The sequence below is a fragment of the Streptomyces sp. NPDC050161 genome (assembly GCF_044460025.1).
In the GTDB taxonomy this organism is placed as follows: Bacteria; Actinomycetota; Actinomycetes; order Streptomycetales; family Streptomycetaceae; genus Streptomyces.
Genome location: NZ_JBITJM010000001.1, coordinates 371496 through 389333, shown reverse-complemented (window position 1 = coordinate 389333; position 17838 = coordinate 371496). Strand labels below are relative to the sequence as shown.

Annotated in this window: 11 protein-coding genes and 1 tRNA gene; 4 read left to right on the top strand and 8 right to left on the bottom strand. The window is 72.2% G+C overall.

What is annotated here, in order from left to right:
* Nucleotides 1–16 precede the first annotated feature (16 nt).
* The 3 genes from lysA to ACIBK8_RS01715 all read right to left on the bottom strand — a co-directional run bounded on the left by lysA (nt 17) and on the right by ACIBK8_RS01715 (nt 3195).
* Nucleotides 17–1408: a diaminopimelate decarboxylase gene (gene lysA, locus ACIBK8_RS01725; protein WP_399039502.1), complete on the bottom strand. Its 1392-nt coding sequence runs from the start codon at nt 1406–1408 to the stop codon at nt 17–19.
* 26 nt (nt 1409–1434) lie between these two features.
* Nucleotides 1435–2490, bottom strand: a complete 1056-nt coding sequence (gene nrtL, locus ACIBK8_RS01720) for an ArgS-related anticodon-binding protein NrtL (protein ID WP_399039501.1) — start codon at nt 2488–2490, stop codon at nt 1435–1437.
* Nucleotides 2491–2643: 153 nt separating this feature from the next.
* On the bottom strand, nt 2644–3195 hold the full coding sequence (locus tag ACIBK8_RS01715; protein WP_399039500.1) for a response regulator: 552 nt from the start codon (nt 3193–3195) through the stop codon (nt 2644–2646).
* A 240-nt stretch (nt 3196–3435) separates the two neighbouring features.
* Here ACIBK8_RS01715 and ACIBK8_RS01710 point away from each other — a divergent pair.
* Nucleotides 3436–3507: transfer RNA gene (locus tag ACIBK8_RS01710), tRNA-Arg, on the top strand.
* 1182 nt (nt 3508–4689) lie between these two features.
* A complete protein-coding gene (locus ACIBK8_RS01705; protein WP_399039499.1) occupies nt 4690–5925 on the top strand; it encodes a hypothetical protein in 1236 nt (411 codons plus the stop codon).
* Here ACIBK8_RS01705 and ACIBK8_RS01700 read toward each other — a convergent pair.
* The 5 genes from ACIBK8_RS01700 to ACIBK8_RS01680 form a co-directional block, all read right to left on the bottom strand.
* A complete protein-coding gene (locus ACIBK8_RS01700) occupies nt 5839–8022 on the bottom strand; it encodes a tetratricopeptide repeat protein (protein ID WP_399039498.1) in 2184 nt (727 codons plus the stop codon). The two genes, ACIBK8_RS01705 and ACIBK8_RS01700, sit on opposite strands and share 87 nt — an antisense overlap.
* A gap of 166 nt (nt 8023–8188) precedes the next feature.
* The gene (locus ACIBK8_RS01695; RefSeq protein WP_399039497.1) at nt 8189–11014 is read right to left on the bottom strand and encodes an FUSC family protein; all 2826 of its coding nucleotides are present in this window, start codon (nt 11012–11014) and stop codon (nt 8189–8191) included.
* The gene (locus tag ACIBK8_RS01690) at nt 11011–11469 is read right to left on the bottom strand and encodes a MarR family winged helix-turn-helix transcriptional regulator (protein ID WP_399039496.1); all 459 of its coding nucleotides are present in this window, start codon (nt 11467–11469) and stop codon (nt 11011–11013) included. The genes ACIBK8_RS01695 and ACIBK8_RS01690 overlap by 4 nt, the downstream gene beginning before the upstream one ends.
* A 115-nt stretch (nt 11470–11584) precedes the next feature.
* Nucleotides 11585–12901 carry a M64 family metallopeptidase gene (locus ACIBK8_RS01685; RefSeq protein ID WP_399039495.1) on the bottom strand — a complete coding sequence of 439 codons (1317 nt, stop codon included), beginning with the start codon at nt 12899–12901 and terminating at the stop codon, nt 11585–11587.
* Between the two features lie 275 nt (nt 12902–13176).
* A complete protein-coding gene (locus tag ACIBK8_RS01680) occupies nt 13177–14463 on the bottom strand; it encodes a cytochrome P450 (protein WP_399039494.1) in 1287 nt (428 codons plus the stop codon).
* Between the two features lie 461 nt (nt 14464–14924).
* Here ACIBK8_RS01680 and ACIBK8_RS01675 point away from each other — a divergent pair, with 461 nt between their 5' ends.
* Both ACIBK8_RS01675 and ACIBK8_RS01670 read left to right on the top strand, forming a co-directional pair.
* On the top strand, nt 14925–16358 hold the full coding sequence (locus ACIBK8_RS01675; RefSeq protein ID WP_399039493.1) for an FtsW/RodA/SpoVE family cell cycle protein: 1434 nt from the start codon (nt 14925–14927) through the stop codon (nt 16356–16358).
* Nucleotides 16355–17809, top strand: coding sequence for a peptidoglycan D,D-transpeptidase FtsI family protein (locus ACIBK8_RS01670; RefSeq protein WP_399039491.1), 1455 nt, complete (start codon nt 16355–16357; stop codon nt 17807–17809). Before ACIBK8_RS01675 ends, ACIBK8_RS01670 begins: the two co-directional genes overlap by 4 nt.
* Nucleotides 17810–17838: the final 29 nt, after the last annotated feature.

Below are 17838 nucleotides of genomic sequence, written 5' to 3'. Positions count from 1 at the left end.
GCGCGAACGAGCTTCCCTATCCGACATCCAACCGCAGGAGATCCTCTTCCGTCTCCCGGCGGACGATGACCCGCCCCTCACCATTCTTGACGGCCACCACCGGTGGGCGCAGCGCATGGTTGTAATTGCTGGCCATCGAGCGGCAGTACGCACCGGTCGCCGGCACCGCGAGCAGGTCACCGGGCGCCACGTCGGCCGGCAGAAACGCGTCCCGCACCACGATGTCCCCGCTCTCGCAGTGCTTGCCGACCACCCGCGACAGCATCGGCGCGGCATCCGACGTCCGCGACACCAGCGCCACGGTGTACTCCGCGTCGTAGAGGGCGGTGCGGATGTTGTCCGACATCCCGCCGTCCACGGACACGTACGTCCGCAGCCCTTCCAGCTCCTTGACCGTGCCCACCTCGTACAGCGTGAAGGCAGTGGGCCCGACGATCGCGCGCCCCGGTTCCACCGAGAGCCGCGGCACGCTCAGCCCGGCCGCCGCGCACTCCTTGGTGACGATCTCGCCCAGCGCCTTGGCGATCTCGTGCGGCTCGCGCGGGTCGTCGTCCGAGGTGTACGCGATGCCGAGGCCGCCGCCGAGGTCGATCTCCGGCAGCTCCACGCCGTGCTCGTCGCGCACCTGGGTCAGCAGCTGCACGACCCGGCGGGCCGACACCTCGAAGCCCGCCATGTCGAAGATCTGCGACCCGATGTGGCTGTGGATCCCGATGAGTTCGAGACCGTCCAGCTTCAGCGCCCGCCGCACGGCCTCCGCGGCCTGCCCGTCGGCGAGCGCGATGCCGAACTTCTGGTCCTCGTGCGCGGTGGCGATGAACTCGTGCGTGTGCGCCTCGACACCGACGGTGACCCGGATCTGCACCCGCTGCCGCTTGCCCAGCCGCTCGGCGATGTGCGCGACCCGCACGATCTCCTGGAACGAGTCGAGCACGATCCGTCCCACACCGGCTTCGACGGCGCGAGTGATCTCCCGCGTGCTCTTGTTGTTGCCGTGCAGCGCGATCCGCTCGGCGGGCATCCCGGCGGCCAGCGCGGTCGCCAGCTCACCCTCCGAACACACGTCGAGGTGCAGCCCCTCTTCGTTCAGCCACCGCACCACGGCGCGCGACAGGAACGCCTTGCCCGCGTAGAACACGTCGGCGCCCGCCCCGAACGCGTCCTTCCAGGCCCGGCAGCGCGCCCGGAAGTCGTCCTCGTCCAGGAAGAAGGCGGGCGTCCCGAACTCCTCGGCGAGCGCGTTGACGTCGATCCCGCCGACGGTCAGCACGCCGTCGGCGTTGCGCCGGACGGTACGGGACCAGACGCGCGGGTCAAGGGTGTTGAGGTCGGCGGGCGGCCCTGCGTAGTGGCCCTCGGGCAGCACATCGGCATGGCGGGGCCCGGCGGGGTGGGCGGAACGGCTCATAACGGTGAAGATCCCCTCAAGTTCGTTCAGAGGTGTTCGGGCGCGGAGATGCCGAGCAGGCGCAGGCCGTTGGCGAGCACCGTTCCCGTGGCTTCGGCGACGGCCACCCGGGCGCGGTGAACGGCCGAGGGTTTCTCCTCGCCGACCGGCAACGGCTGACACCCGTCGTGCCACCGGAAGAACGCGTCGGCCACCGCCTCCAGATGCCGTACCAGCCGGTCCGGCGCCCGGTGCCGCGCGGCGGCTTCCACCACGTCGGGAAAACCGGCGAGCAACACGCTCAGCGCGGGGCGCGCGGGCCGGGGACCGTGGGCGGGCGGCGCGCTCGCGACGGCGGCATCGCCCTCCGCCCCTTCCCGCGCACCCGGCTCGTCCCCGGGCTCGCCCGCGAATCCCAGCTCCCGTGCGTTGCGCACCACCGCGAGGGCCCTCGCGTGCGCGTACTGCACACGGAACCGGGGATTGCTCTCCCGCTGCTCGGGCCGCGCGGGCAACCGCACCGGATCGTGCGCCGCGGGACGCAGCAGCGCCCACCGCGCCTCGTCGGCACCGAGCCGCGCCACCAGCCGTACGAGTGCGGCCCGCGCGGGACCGGAGGCCGGTGCGCCGCCCCCGGGAGACGGGACGCGGAGCCCACCGGCCGCCGCGTCGATCCGCTCCAGTGCCTCGCCCACGACCACGCCCCGGGCGCCGTCCGGCAGCCGCACCGGGCCGCCGGCGGTCCGCACCGGGCCGTCGGAGCCCGTGCCGTACCGTGCGCCCTGCGCCAGAATGCCGCGCACCAGCGCCGTCTGCGCGCCCTCACCCAACGTGAAATTCAAGAACCCGGGCCCGGCGATCTCCACCCGGGCGATCCCGTCACACCCGGCCAGCCGCTTCCGCAGCACCTCGGCCACCTCACGGGCGGGCCGCCCCGCGGCCTGGGCGAGCTGGAGCGCCACATTGGACGCGTAGTCCCCACAGCCGGGCCGCGGCGGTCGCCGCACCACGACCCGCGCCGGCACCGGCACGGAAAGCTCCTGCTCATCCACGGCACCACGCACGGAGCGCAGGACGGTACGGGAGAGCTCAGCAGGGGTCACAGGACAAGCGTATGGGAGGAGTGGGGCAGTCACGCGACCAGGTTTCGCCCACTGGACACTTCAGCCCCGCAGCTCACCCCGGGCCAACAGCCGCACACCGGCCCCTGGACCTTCCGCTACGCCCCCGAGCCGCCGCCGTCCGGCCCGATCAGGTCATTCCGCGTGATCGTGACAACCGGCCTGACCGTGCTGCCCCCGACGACCGTGCCGATCCTGGCGATCACGATGTTCCTGCTGGTCACGGGGGTCACCACGGTCCGCATGACCGTCGCGCTCGGCCATCCCCTGCTGCCGCCGCACCAGCTCGGCCCGCTCTGCCGCGACCCGCCCCTGGACACCGCCGCCGGGCTCCGCCCGCCGCCCCTCCTGGACCAGCCGGCCCACCGTCCGCACCAGCTCCGTCGGCTCGAACGGCTTCGTCAGGAAGGCGTCCACCCCCATCGACTCACCGCTGTCCACCTCGCCCTGGGTGCAGGCACTGACTATCGCGATGGGAATGTCCCACGTCCGCGGATCGGACCGGAGCCGGGCCGCGGTGTGCAGACCGTTGAGCCGCGGCATCACGACGTCAAGGGTCACGACATCAGGTCTCACGTGGTGCACGACATCCAAACACTCGGCACCATCAGCCGCGGTCACGACCTCGAAGCCCTCCAGCTCGAGATTGACCCTGATCAACTGCCGGATCACCTTGCTGTCGTCCACAACAAGGATCCGACCGGACAAGCCAGGCACACCATGAGACTAGGTGCCCACCTGCGACTGCGTCCCGGTTTTCCCCACTTCCGCCCCCGTGCGGGGGACCTTTCCCCGACCACCGCCGCCACTTCCCCGACATGCGCTAAGGACCGCCGCCCCGCCTCCCCCGCCCCCGCGAAACCCCGTTCATGAACACCCCATCAGAGCTGGTAGTGTTCTACCCGTCGCCGAGAAACACGGCGAAACGCCCCCGTAGCTCAGGGGATAGAGCAACGGCCTCCGGAGCCGTGTGCGCAGGTTCGAATCCTGCCGGGGGCACCTTGTATGAGGTGCCAAAGGACCCCGCCATCAGCCTGGTTGCTGAGTGCGGGGTCTTTGCGTTGGACGGCGAGGATGCGTCTCCCTCGGGGCTGCCCGGTCCGGACGCGTCCGGTCGCCGCTGCTTCTGGATGGCGCCTTGGAGGCCCTCGCTCAGCGTCTACGCAGCGGTGGAGCTGCCTGCGGGTCGGCCGGTCGCCCAGAAATGGGCAATGGGAATTGATGCCGCTTTCGAATGCCGTGCCTTCTGTGCACCTTTTCTGTATACATTTTCCGTATGCCTTTTCCGTAGCGGTGTCGCTCGACCTGGCTTTTTGTGCGTGCCGCAGTGAATGGTTCCCCTGCCGGAAAGGGCCGCTTCGGATGCGTCGTCGACGCATCCGCTCGGAGGGACGAGGTTTCCGTGTGTCCGTCGTGCTGCGTAGGGTGCGTCTACGTCGGTGGGTGGATCAAGGGGACGGCATGGGGTGCGGAATGGCGCGAAGGTGTGCATGCGGCGTCCGGCAGGTACGCGGGTCCGTGGCCTGGCCTCGACCTGTGGGGCGCGCGTGATACCCGGCCGCATTCACCCTGCCGCCCCTCGGATGCCGGACCGGTGGCGGACCGTTGCGCCTCGCCGTACCGTGCTGGGCGTCATCCACAATGCCACTTCGGCGACCCGGCTTCTGGATCTTCTGAGTGTTTTCGAAGGTGATTCGCGGATACAGGTGCTGTTCACCTGCACCGGGTCTTCCGCGTTCGAGCCTGGAATACAGGAATTCATCTCCACTCATGAATTGCCGTACATTCCGTGGAGTGAGGTCGAAGAAAGCGAGTTCAGCCTTGCGGTGACCACAAGCCGGGGTGGCGATCTCCAGAATATCGCCGCTCCGATCATTGGTTCTCCCCACGGTGCGGGATACAATAAAACGCTCAGCCGGGAGCCGGGAGCCGGGAGCCGGGAGCCGGGAGCCGGGAGCCGGGAGCCGGGAGCCGGGAGCCTTCGGCCTGACGGCTGAATGGCTGGCGCACAGAGGGGAGTTGATCCCCTCGGCCATCGTGTTGTCCCACCGGGAGCAGCGGGAGCGTTTGCGGCGCGGGTTTCCTGAGGCGGTTCCCTTCGCGCATGTCGTGGGCGATCCGTGCATGGATCAGATCCGGTCGTCCTTGCCGTTCCGGGAGGCGTATCGGGAAGCTTTCGGCGTGCGTCCGGGGCAGAAAATGCTGCTGCTGACGTCGACGTGGGGGCAGGGTTCCCTTCTCGGGCGTGGGACCGATGCCATCCGCCGCGCGCTGGCGGAGCTGCCGCGCGACGCGTACCGGGTGGTGGCCGCCATCCACCCCAACGCCTGGCACGGGCACGGTGGTTGGCAGATCCGCTCGTGGCTGGAACCGTTCCGGCGGTCGGGTCTGGTGCTGCCCGTTCCGACGACCGACACCTGGAAGGCCGCGGTGTGCGCGGCCGACGCGTTCATCGGCGACCACGGCTCGCTGACCCTGTACGCGGCCGGACGTGGCCTGCCCGGGTTGCTCGCCTCCTTCGACGACAGCAGCGTCGCCCCCGGTTCGCCGATGGCACGGCTCGGCGAGCTGCTGCCGCGCATCGCGCCCGCCGAGCCGCTGACCGCTCAGCTCGACCGCGCCCGACGCGCGCAGCAGGGAGATCTGCGTCTCGCCGAGGTCGGGCAGCTGATCACCTCGTGCCCCGGGGAGGCCCTGCCGCGCTTCCGCAGGCTCTGCTACCGGATGCTCGCCCTGGACGAGCCGGCAGGCACCATTGCCGCGCGGCCCGTCGACATTCCGCTGGATCTTCCGGTGTCCCGCCGGGCGCCGCTGGAGCAGCCGCTGTTCGTCGATGCGCGGGTGGTGGAGCGGGGGCCGGGGCCGGTGGACGCGCAGGATGCGGCGGACGGGGCTGGCGGGCCGGGCGCGCAGGAGGTGCCGGCTCCCGGCCGGGCGGCCGGCGTCGTGCTCCGCCGCTACCCCGCCGGGCCTCAGCACGGCAGCGTCAGGGGGCACCTCCAGGACCCGCATGTCGTCGCCGAGGAAGGCGAACCGGACCCGCGCTGGGCGAATGTGGCGGACGTCGTCGTGTCCCACGGGTCGGGGCCCGACGCACTGTTCGCCCGTCACCCGGGCTGCTGGCTGATCGTCACGGCGGCGTCATCGGCGGGTGAGAGCTGCCGGCTGCGGCTGCGGGGCGGCGGTGGGTACGCGGCTTGCTGGAAGGTCCAGCCGTGGTGGGCCTCGCCGTCCCTCGCCGCGTCGGCGCTGCACGCCTGCTTGGCGCGGTACGGCGACGGGTGGGAGGGAGTGGTCGAGGTCCGTGCGGGAGAGGGGCTACCGCCCGCGCTACTCTCCCTGCGCAAGCTCGCCGAGCCGGCTGCGGGCGACGCCGGACCAGAGGCTGCCGAGCGCGTCGTAGGCGTCGAGCGCTGACTGCCAGTCGGCGCGCGCCCGTTCACTCTCGCCCTTGGCCCGGTATGCGTCTCCGCGCACGAGGCGGGCATCGGCTTCTTCCTTCGGGGCGGTGCGTCCCGCGAAGAGTGGCAGGGCCTCGTCCAGCCGTCGCACCGCTTCGTCGGGGTCACCGGCCGCCAGGCGTGCCTGTGCGTACCTGGTCAGGGCGCGGGCTTCGTTGTAGCGGTCGGGCAGGGCGGCGAACCGGCGGCGGGCGTCCAGCAGTTGCTCGGCCGCCTCGTCGTGGCGGTGGGCGGCGGATGCCGCGCGTCCCAGGTGGTAGTGCAGCAGCGCCCGGCCCCTGGGGTGGTCGATGTCGCCCAGGGCTTGGAGCGCCTGGAGGAACAACTCGCGGGCTTCCAGGGGGCGTTCGTGCTGCAGGGCGACCATTCCCAGCCCTTCCAGGGCGGAGGACTGCGTCCGCGCGTGGCCCGCTTGCTTCGCGGCGTCCAGCGCGTCCGTGTAGTGACGGTGCGCCGCCGCCAGGCCGGATTCCCCGCCACGGTCGTAGTGGGCGAAGGCCAGCTCGAAGCGCATACGGGCCAGCAGCAGCCAGGCGCTCTGCCGGGCGGCCCGGTCCGTGGCCTCGTCCAGCAGCCGCTCGGCCGCCTCGGCACCCAGCCGCGCCGACTCGATCCACCGGGTGGGGTGCTTGCGACGGAAGAAGGTGTCCCGCAGGGCTTCGGTCAGTTCGCAGACCTCGCCGTAGCGCTGTGCCTCGTGCAGGATCCGGGCCACGGCGACGGCGTTCTCCAGATCCGCCTCCATCGCGTCGAGCGCCTGCTCTTCGGAGGTGAAGACCCCGTTCAAGAGGGCGGGATGCGCGAAGAGGCTCCCGATGCGCCAGCGCTTCGACACCAGATGGGCGGCGGCTGCGGCGCGGTGGAGGTACCAGCTCGCCTGCGTGGCAAGCAGTTCGGATTCCTCGGCGGGGTTCTCCGGTGCCAGGGTGCCGGCCCAGTCGTGGACGGCGCCGCCCATGCGGACCCGGCCGGGCGCCGGGCGCTCCAGGAGCTGGGCGGCCAGCAGTGCGCTTCTGACGGACGCGCCGGGCGCCGCTCCGCCGGCCAGGGCGTCGATCAGCTCGTCGGCGCATTCCCGTGCGGGGTGCCTGCCGAGGGCGCGTACGACGCGTTGTGCGGGAGCGTCCAGCGCCGCGTACGACGCCGCGAAGTGCGGGTTCATGGCGGGTTCCTCCGGTGCGGAGTACGGCTGCGGGCCGGGCGGCGGCTCGGTGGGGGCGGGGAACAGTGTGCCGAGGTGGCCGCCTGCTGACAGGTCGGCCGCCCGTGCTCCGGCGACGCGTGCCGCGGCCGGCCGGCCGCGGAAGGTGGCGACCACCTCGCTCAGCCGGTCCGCGTCCTGGGGTGACAGGGCGCCGCTGTCCGACTCGGCGTAGTACAGGAAGACCTGTGTGCACGAGGCGTCGTCCAGTGCCCCGACCCGCATGGACACGGGCCTTTCGACGGTGTGGCGCAGCCCGCCGAGTTCGCTGCGGCTGGTGATCAGGACCAGGCTCGCCGGATGTCCCGGCAGCAGTTCCTTGACGGGGCCCGGGGTGACCAGGCCGTCGAGAAACACCAGGCAGGGCTCGGCGGAGGTGCGTGCGCGGTAGTACGCGCTCAGGGCTGAGACGTCGCTCGGCAGCTCGTCCGGCCGGGTGTCGAGCTGTTGGTGGAGGGTTTCCAGTGCCCCGGCCGTGTCGCGCGGCTCGAACGCACCGGACGGGCTCATGTCGACGTAGAGCACCCCGCCGGGGAATCCCTGGAGATGTCCCTTGGCCCAATGGAGGGCCAGGTCGGTCTTGCCGATTCCCGGCGGGCCGGTGAGGGCCACGACGAGCGGGGATGAACGGCTGCCGAGGCCGGCGACTGCTTCGTCCAGACGGGCGCGGATGAGGTCTCGGTCGGCGAGGAAGCCCGGCGGCGCGGGGGCCGCGTTCGGTGTGTGGCGCGGCCGTGTGTCCACCTGTTGGTACTGGTTGATGCTCACGTACTGGGCCTGGATGGTGTCCCCGATGAACTTCCCGCCCGTGATCAAGTTGCTGACCGGCGCCCCGCCGTCGGCCGAATCCATGCGACCGCCCCCGTCCGCTTCCGTTCCTCATGTCCGCGCGTCCGCCCGCAGTCTTGCAGGTCCGCACGGGGACGCAGGTACGGATTCGGCCATCGGGCAAGGGAAGGCCGTGCTGCACCGGGTGGGTCAGGGCCTGGCCCACCCGGTGCGGCCACGTGCGGTCGGGTTACCCCCTCCCCACCCGCTCCAGCTCGATGTCATGCCGCATCTCTCCCGGTCCCGGTCGTACCGAGAGGAATTCGGCGCGGGGTGGGTGGGTCGAGCCGGAGGCGATGAGGGTGTAGCTGCCGGGGGGCAGGGCGGTGAGGCGGTAGCGGCCGTTGGTGGCGCGGCTGGCGGCGCGGCGCTTGCCGCGGGCGTTGACGAGGGTGATCCAGGCGTCGCAGCCGCCGGGGTGGTCGGGGCAGCGGAGGGAGCCGGTGACGGTGACCGTGCCGGGGGTGGTGGGCTCGGCAGGAGTGGCCGCCTCGGCCGCCTTGGTGGGGGGCGTGGCCTCGGTGGGGGCGGCGACTGCCTCGGTGCGGGCCGGGGTGGGTGTGGGGGACGCCTGGTGCTGGGTGGGAGTGGGGGTGGTTCGGGGGTGTTGGTTGCGGGCTGCCCAGGCGGCGAGGGCGGCCTGGGTGCGGCGGTCGGCCGGGGTGGTGGGAGTGGTGGGGAGTGTGGGGGCAGTGGGGTGGTGGGGGGTGTTCGGGGTGGGGGTGGCGGTGGTGAGGGTGAGGCCGCGTTGTTCGGCGTAGCCGGCCAACGCCTCGTCCAGGGCGGCCAGTTCGCGCAGTGCGGTGTGCAGGCGGTGGGCGCGGGGGCCCGGCGGGGGCTGGAGGACGGTTTCGAGTTCGCGGATGAGGGGGCTGACGCGGGTCCAAGTGCCGGCCTGGTCGCCGCCCGCGGCGTGCCGGTCGAGGGCGTGCAGGGACTCCACGAAGGTGGTGGTGATGCGGCCGACGCGTTCGCCGAGGTGCGGGGCGAGGTCGATGTCGATGTCGGCCGCGGCGGCGAGGGCGCGGGCGTGGCCGGTGGCGTTGGCGAGCAGCGCGAGGCGGTTCTCGGCGCCTCGGCCGCGGATGCCCAGCGGCATCCGGACCAGCGGGCGGAGCACGCCGCGTACCTGGAAGAGGGCCGCATCGACACCGCGGGCCGCGCCGCGCAGCCGTACCGGCGCCTCCGGGTTCTCCCAGCGCAGCACGATCTGGGAGACCAGGTGTTCCAGGGCCGAGACGTAGCCGCGTTCCGCCTCCTGGGCGATCTTCCGGCTGGAGACGGGGAAGATCAGCGCGGCGCAGGCGGTGGCGATGAGGATGCCGAGTGCGTTGTCCAGCAGGCGTTCGGCGAGCAGGTGGTCCATGCCGCTGTACGGGGTGGTCATGCCGTAGAGCTGGGTGAGGGCGGTGACCAGGCCGACGACCCAGTAGGCGTACTGGCGTTGCATGCCCCAGGCGCCGATGGCCAGTCCGGCGACGATGACCGCCAGTGTCCAGTAGATGTGGCCGTGGCCGATGACGTGCAGCAGGACGATGCCGATCACGGCGCCTGCGATGGTGCCTGCCATGCGGTGGGCGAGTTTGCGCAGCCGTTCGTGGGTGGTGTTGGTGCCGAACAGGGTGATCATGACGCCGACCAGGCCCCAGTAGAAGCGCTGCGGGTCGATGGCGTCGGAGATCGGGCAGACGAGGGCGGCGGCGACCCCGGCGTGCAGCGGGACGCGCAGGTAGGGGATGGCGCGTCGCCAGCCCTGGACGCTCTGGGCGGCGGCGACGCGCCGGGCGACGGCTCCGGTGCCGGCCGGGCGGTTCTGTTCCAGGGCGACGGTGGGCTGGAACGGCACCTTGGCGCGTGCGGTGGGCGCGTTCCAGCCGAGGTCGAGCCAGTGGGCGAGGGAGTCGGCGAGGGAGTCCAGGAGGTGGCCGACGCGGCGGGCGAGGGCGGCGGCCTCCGCTTCGGCCGGTCCCGCGTGCGTGTCCTGGAGGACGAATCCGGCCTGCTGCTGGATGAGTTGGGCGGCGGGGCGCAGCGCGTCGGCCCGGCCGAGCGGGGTGTCGCGGGCGATGACGAGGCCGACGACCATGGCCTCCCGCAGGTGTGCGGGCACCTGGAGGCGGGTGAGTTGCTGGACGGCCTGGCCGATGCCGCGGAGGGCGAGTTCGGCGTCGAAGAGGTGCTGGTGGAGCAGTTCGGCGGTGTCGGGGTCGGCGGCGACCTCGGGCTGGGCGAGCCGGCCGTCGATGGTGACGGTGGTGACGTTGAGCCGTCGCAGGCTGCGGCGCATGCGGGAGATGGCGATCTGGTGGTCGGCGTCCGGGTCCAGGGCCGCGGTGGCGGCGTCGGCGACCCGGCGTGCCTCGACGACGAAGGCCCGCTGGGTGCGCAGCAGGTCCTCGCGGGGCATCGGGTAGCAGAAGACCAGGCGGGCGGCGAGGACCGCGGCTGCGGACACCAGGGCGACGACGAAGAGTTCGCCGCAGAGGTTCAGCGGGATGTTCGCCATCATGCCGACCATGAAGGCGTTGAAGATCATCATGCCGGTCAGCAGGGCGAGGGCCCCGAAGCGCGCGAGGAAGAACGCGACCGCCAACGCGACCACCATGAGGCCGAGTTCGAGTACCCGGTCGTGGTGCAGCCAGGCGGAGAGCGGCAGTACGGCGGAGTACGGGACCGGCATCCACAGGAGGGCGCGGGCCAGCCGGAACGGGGTGTTCTCGGCGACCATGAAGGCGCTCATCATGCCCATCATGCCGCCGACCATCATGCCGAGCATGGCGGGCAGGCCGAGCGCGACGGACATCCCGTAGCCGACCGCGAGCGCGGTGATCATCGAGACCAACGAGCGCCATCCGGCCTGGAGTTGGCCGAGTCCGGGGTCGGCGGCGAGTACCCAGTCCCACCAGCGTCTCGGCCCGCCGACGCGGTGCGGGGCGACGGCGCCCGTGCGGGTCCGCTCGCCCGGTGCGGCGTGGGCGGTGGTGTCCTGGGCCTCGGTACTGGCTGGGGTGGTCAACTGACCTCCGGTTCGATGGCGTGCAGCAGGAGCGATACGGCGTCGCGGGCCTCGCCCGCGGCGCGTCGGGGATCGTCGACGTTCGCGCGGAGCCCTTCGAGGAGGGCCGCGGCCATCCGCTGCCTGGCCTGCTCCAGCAGGTCACGGCCGTCGGGGGTGAGCGAGGTTTCGATGGCGCGCCGGTCGTGGGAGCAGCGGGTCCGCTCGACGAGGCCGCGCTCCTGGAGTTCCTGGAGCACGACGGTGACCCGGGGCTGGGTGAGGCCGGTGTACGCGGCGAGTTCGGTGACCCGGTGCGGGCCGGTGCCCAGTGCGTCCAGTACGGAGACGTGTCCGCGGGGCAGTCCGAACTCACCGGTCCGGAAGAGCACTTGGGAGAGCCTGCCGATGCCCCGGAGGAGTCCCCGGGCGACGTGTTCGATGCGCTGCTCGTCGGACGTCGACGATAGATGCATATCGCAATTATATATGAGGCGGGGCCGGCGACGGGGGCCGGGGCACCGGGCGGGCGCGGGACGGGCGGGCGCCTGGTGCGGGCGCCCGCCCGGTGGTCCGTGGGGTGCGGCCGTCTCAGCCGGTGAGGTGCCAGGTCAACGAGGTGGACAGCCGCTTCCGCAGCGAGGGGTCGCGGACCGCGGCCGTCGGGTCGGTGGCCCTGGCCGTGACGGTGTGGGTGCGGCCGTCGGCGGGGACGCCGAGCGTGTGCGGGCCGACGGTCGTCCTGCCGCGGGCGAGTGCCGCCTCGTGGCCGTCGACGTACCAGGTCAGCTTCGTGTGCGCGGCGGGTGTGACGTGCAGGGCCGTCCCGCGGGCCAGGGTGCGGCCGGTGGGGTCCTGGCTGGTCAGGGCGCTCGCGTGACGGTAGAAGCCGGCGATCATGGCCTCCCGTCCGGGGAGGTTGAACTCGCGGCCGAGCGTGCGCATGATCGAGTTCTCGGTGGGGCGGTTCAGGCCGAACTGGTAGTAGCCGCCGCCCTCGTACGCGCCGACCGTGCCGCCGTCGGGCGACTCCTGGCCGATCCAGCGGTACCACTTCTGCTGCCGGGCGGTCATGTCGTCGGCGGTCAGGGTGGTGAGGTTGGCGTCGGCCGGCTCGGGCCCGGTGTACGTCCCCGGCTGTCCGTAGTCGTACTCGTCGGCGAGCTTGCCGAGCGAGTGGCCGGTCTCGTGGACCGCGATCTGGTCGGACTGGTCGTTGTCGGCGGACGCGGTGGCGATGCCGTCGTAACCGACCTGCGAGGAGACGTTGTTGTAGCCGGCGCCGCCGTATTTGGCGGAGTGGGACAGCACGACGACGAGGTCGGCGGCCGGGGCCTTGGCGGCGTACGACTCGACCGTGTTGGTGTCGACGCAGAGCAGCCGCTCGGTGCCGTCGCAGAAGAAGGCGGAGCCCAGGGCGGTGTCGCGGACCACGTCCTGGGTCGGGTCGCCGGAGACGCCGGAGTCGCGGGAGACGGCGTCGACGGCCCAGACGTTGAACAGGCCGGTGTACGAGGCGTACGGCTCGACCGCGGTCATTTTGGCCCACTTGGCGCGGACGGCGGCGTGGAAGTCCTCCTGCTGCGCCGCGGTGTAGCCGTCGCCGACGAAGACCACGTCGAGCTTGGTGCCGACGTCGCCGTTCTGCACGATCGGCGTGACGTCGCCGTCGGCGGCGATGGCGGCCCGGTCGGCTCCGGACAGCGGCGGCGGGGCGGGGACGGTGGTGTGCCGGGGGTGGCCGTCAGGTCCCGTGAAGTACTCGACGGGCTGCACGGACGGGCCGGACGGGGCGGGGGCGCCCTGTGCGGTGCCCGCGGCCGTCATGGCCAGGGCGGCGGCGAGTGCCGCGGCGGCGGTCGCGGCCCGCAGGGGTATGGAGGTACGGACGGGGTTGCGTCTGCGCATGTGGGGGTCCTCCCGAGGCCCGCCGCGACGGCGGCGGGTTGAGCGGTGCTCAGGGCCTGTGTCTCAGCCGGGATCGGCGCGGCTCAATGTAAGGGCTCGGGGGGCGCCGGGCAACGGTGTCGCCGCCCAAGTGGCGGGCGGTAAAGGCGACTTCGCGGCAGATGCGCGGCGCGTCCGGCATGCGAAGACCGGGCACGCGGCGGTCGGCCGGGTGCCCGGTCAGGGGTGCGGCGGGGGCGGAGCGGCGCGGCGGGAGGCGCTGCCGCCGGTCTCCGTCAGCCGTCGAGGTGGACCGGCAGGGAGTCGATGCCGTAAACGATGGACAGCTTGCGGAATGTCAGCTCCTCGGGTCCGGCGGCGAGCCGCATGGTGGGGAACCTGCGGACGAGCGCGGGGTAGGCCGCGCGCAACTCCATGCGGGCCAGCTCCGCGCCGACGCAGCGGTGGATTCCGTAGCCGAAGGCGAGGTGGGAGGGGACGTTGCGGGTGGGGTCGAACCGCTCCATCTCCGGGCCGAGCCCGCCGTCCCGGTCCGCGCCGCTCAGCGAGCACAGCACCACGTCGCCGGAGGCGATCTGCACGCCGCCGATCTCCAGGTCCTCGCGGGCGAAGCGGGGGAAGGCGACCTGCACCACGGTGAGGTAGCGCAGCAGTTCCTCCACATAGCGGTCGACGGATTCGTCGCCGTCCTTGAGAGCCGCGAAATGCTCCGGGTCCTGGAGAAGGACCAGCGCGCCGAGCGCGAGCATGCTCGCGGTGGTTTCGAAGCCGCCGGTCAGCACGCCGTCGGCGAGCCCCGCCAGTTCTTCGTCGCTGACCGAGTCGCCGTGTTCCTTGACGATCATGCCGAGCAGTCCGTCACCGGGATCCTGACGCTGCTTCTTGACGACCTCCCGGAAATAGGAAAGCGATTCCGATATGGCGCCGAAGGAGGCATTCGCCCCGCTGAAAAGATCGAACCGGGCAGCACTGAGCCGCTCGAAATCCGCGCGGTCCTCATAAGGCACGCCGAGCAGTTCACAAATAACCAGGGACGGAATGGGCAGCGCGAAGTGGTGAACGATATCCACCGGTTCGCCGTTCTTGCCCGCCCGCTCCATGGCGTCCAGCCGCTCCTCCACGATCTCGTGGATACGCGGGGTCAGCCGGCCGAGGCGGCGCATGGTGAATTCCGGGGTGAGCAGCCGCCGGAGACGGGTGTGCACGGGCGGATCGGCGAATCCGAGACCGCCGGGATTCTGCTCGGCGCCCGCGCCGGCCTTGCCGACGAGGTTGGTGAAGTCCGAGCTGAAGGCGTTGGCCTTGCCGAGCACCGCCTTGACCTCGTCATAGCCGGTGACCAGCCAGACGTTCGCGGCTATCGGCACCGGGAGCTTCGTGACGGGCTCCTTCTCCCTGACGGCGGCCAGATCGTCCACGGGATCGAGCCCCTCACGCCGCAAGGGCATCAGGACAGACTCGGGCAAGAAAGACATTCGAGACAGGTCGAAGCCCTTCTTTCGCGTTCTCGCCAGATACAGGCGGCCGGCCCAGGCGATGATCCGGGAACGGAGAGTCGTCATGGCGCTAATACTGCCTTTCGTCGAGGGGGACGGTCATCCGCACTCGGCGGCCCGAAGGGGCCGAGGAAGCACGGGGCGTCCGCTCGGCGTGCACGGATGTGTTGTACGCCATAGCCCCTCGCTTGCGGTGGTCACGGGCCGGTCCGCGACCTCAACCGGTGTGCCCGGTCGCCCGCATCCAGCGTGACGAGCTCGGCCCCTGTCCTTTCCGACGAGTTTACAAACTGCCCTTGCCGACGCCGAGTGAACAACCCCGGAGAACGTCAGGGAAGTCCCTGGGATTTCCCTTACACGCCACGGCACACACCCGAACTCCGGCCCCACCGGCGGTAATCGCCCACCGCGCCGCCCACGCGCACACTTCCGTCACCACGGCATTTCCGTCCGGCGCCACGGACACCACAGAGCCAGCGCTTCCGACATAACACGCATAAGCCTCGACGCTTGCTACGTTGCGGAGCATGACGGCTACGGCACCGACTCCGGCCTCGGCACCCGCCGCCGGCACCCCGGCGGCTCCGGACACGCCCCCGCCCCTCCCGCTGCTCCCCCGCCGCCGCGGAACCGAACTGGTCCTCCTGCTGGCCGCCGTCGGCATCAGCGTCTGCGGCTACGCCGTCGTCGGACTCGCCACCCGGCACGCCGTCCCCGCGGGCGCCGCACGCTACGGCGCCGGGCTCGGCGGCCTCGCCCTCCTGGCCCACCTGGCCGTCCGCCGCCGCGCCCCGCACGCCGACCCGCTGCTGCTGCCCATCGCCGTCCTGCTCAACGGGCTCGGCCTGGTCCTCATCTTCCGGCTCGACCTGGACACCCCGCACGACCGGGCGGCGCCCGCCCAACTGGTCTGGTCGACCGTCGGCGTCGCCCTCTTCACCCTCACCGTCCTGCTGCTGCCCGACCACCGCGCGCTCCGGCGCCACGCCCGCGCGTGCGCGGCGCTCGCCCTGCTGCTGATGATCGCGCCGATCCTGTTCCCCGCCGTCAACGGCGCCAGGATCTGGATCAGGGCCGCCGGGCTCTCGATCCAGCCGGGCGAGTTCGCCAAGGTGCTGATCACCGTGTTCTTCGCCGCCTATCTGGCCGCCAACCGCGGCGCGCTGGCCCGCGCCGCCCGCCCGGCGGGCACCCTGCGCCTCCCCGCGGGCCGGGCGCTCGGGCCGATCGCGGCGATCTGGCTGGTCAGCGTCCTGGTGCTGATCCTGGAACGCGACCTGGGCACCTCGCTGCTCTTCTTCGGCGTCTTCATCGTGCTGCTGTACGTGGCCACCGGGCGGACCGGCTGGATCGCGATCGGCCTGCTGCTGGCCGGTGCCGGGGCCGCCGCGGTGGGCGCCCTGGAACCGCATGTGCACGGCCGGGTCGAGGACTGGCTGCACCCGTTCGCCGGCATCGCCGCGGGCGAGGGCCCCGGGCAGCTCGCGCAGTCGCTCTTCGCATTCGGCAACGGCGGTCTGCTCGGCACCGGCCTGGGCCGCGGCCACTCGTCCCTGATCGGCTTCGCCATGAAGTCCGACTTCATCCTGGCCACGTTCGGGGAGGAGTTGGGTCTCGCCGGACTGACCGCCCTGTTCCTGCTCTACGCGCTGTTCATCGCCCGCGGCTTCCGCGCCGGGATCGGCCTGCGCGACCCCTTCGGCGGGCTGCTGGCCGTCGGGCTCGCCGCGCTGCCCGCCCTCCAGGTCTTCATCATCACCGGCGGCGTGATGGGCCTGATCCCGCTCACCGGGATGGCCATGCCTTTCCTCGCGCAGGGCGGCTCGTCGGTCGTCACCAACTGGCTGATCGTCGCACTGTTGATCCGGCTCAGCGACCGCGCCCGCACCCCGCGGCCCGACCCGGCCGGCCCCGCCGACGCAGCCGACCCGGCCGGCGCGGCAGCGGAGGCCCGCCGGTGATCCGCTGCACCCGGCACGCCGCCGCGTTCTGCCTCCTGCTGCTCGTCGCCCTGCTGGCCAACGCCACCCGGGTGCAGGTCTTCACGGCCGGCCACTACGCCGCGAATCCGGCCAACCGCCGCGCGGAGATCGACCGTTACGAGAAGCCGCGGGGCGCCGTCCTGGTCGCCGGCCGGCCCGTCACCGGCTCCCGGGACAGCGGCGGCCGGCTGCGCTACGAGCGCACCTACACCGAAGGCCCGCTGTACGCGCCGGTCACCGGCTACTCCTCGCAGACCTACGGCACCTCGCTCATCGAGCGCGCCGCGGACGGCGTCCTGTCCGGGGCCGACGAGCGGCTCGCCGCGTTCCCCTGGTGGGACGGCCTCAACCGCACCCGCAGGCGGGGCGGCGACGTCGTGACCACCATCGAACCCGCCATGCAGCGCGCCGCGTTCAGGGGGCTCGGCCGCAAGAAGGGCGCGGTGGCCGCCGTCGAACCGCGCACCGGACGGATCCTCGCGCTGGCCAGCTCCCCCTCGTACGACCCGGCCCTGCTGTCGGGCAACGGCCGTGCCGTGGAGGCGGCGTGGCGGCGGCTGAACCGGGCACCGGACCGGCCGATGCTCAACCGCGCGATCCGCGAGACCTACCCGCCCGGCTCGGTCTTCAAGGTCGTCACCGCGGCGGCGGCGCTGGACAGCGGTCTCGTCACCGACATCGAGGCGCCCACGGACTCCCCCGACCCCTACCCGCTGCCCGGTACGGCCACGCTGCTCGGCAACGAGTCCGACGACTGCGAGGACGCCACCCTCACGGACGCCTTCCGGGTCTCCTGCAACACGGTCTTCGCGCGGCTCGGCGTCACCGTCGGGCAGCGCACGATGGCCGCCACGGCACGCGGGTTCGGCTTCAACGAGCGGGGGCTGCACATCCCTTCGTCCGTGGCCGTGAGCACCTTCGACACCCGGATGGACACCGCGCAGCTCGCGCTCTCCGCCATCGGCCAGTACGACACCACGGCCACCCCGCTCCAGATGGCGACGGTCGCCGCGGCCGTCGCCAACGACGGCGAGCGGATGCCGCCGCACCTCGTCGACAAGGTGACCGACGCGGCGGGTCACACCCTCGCCACCCGGCTGCGCGCCGCCCCGCGCCGCGCGATGAGCCCGGCCGCCGCGCAGCAGGTGCAGCAGATGATGGTGGACGTGGTCGAGCACGGCAGCGGCCGGAACGCCGCCATCGAGGGCGCCACGGTCGGCGGGAAGACCGGCACCGCGCAGCACGGAAGGCACAACGAAGGCGTCCCGTACGCCTGGTTCATCTCCTGGGCGAAGACCGACGAGACCGGCGAGCCCGAGGTGGCGGTCGCCGTGGTCGTCGAGGACGCGGCTGCCGACCGTACGGAGATCAGCGGCGGCGGCAGCGCGGCGCCCATCGCCCGCGCGGTGATGCGCGCCGCGCTGCGCTGAGGGCCCGTCCCGTCCGCGACAATGGCCGC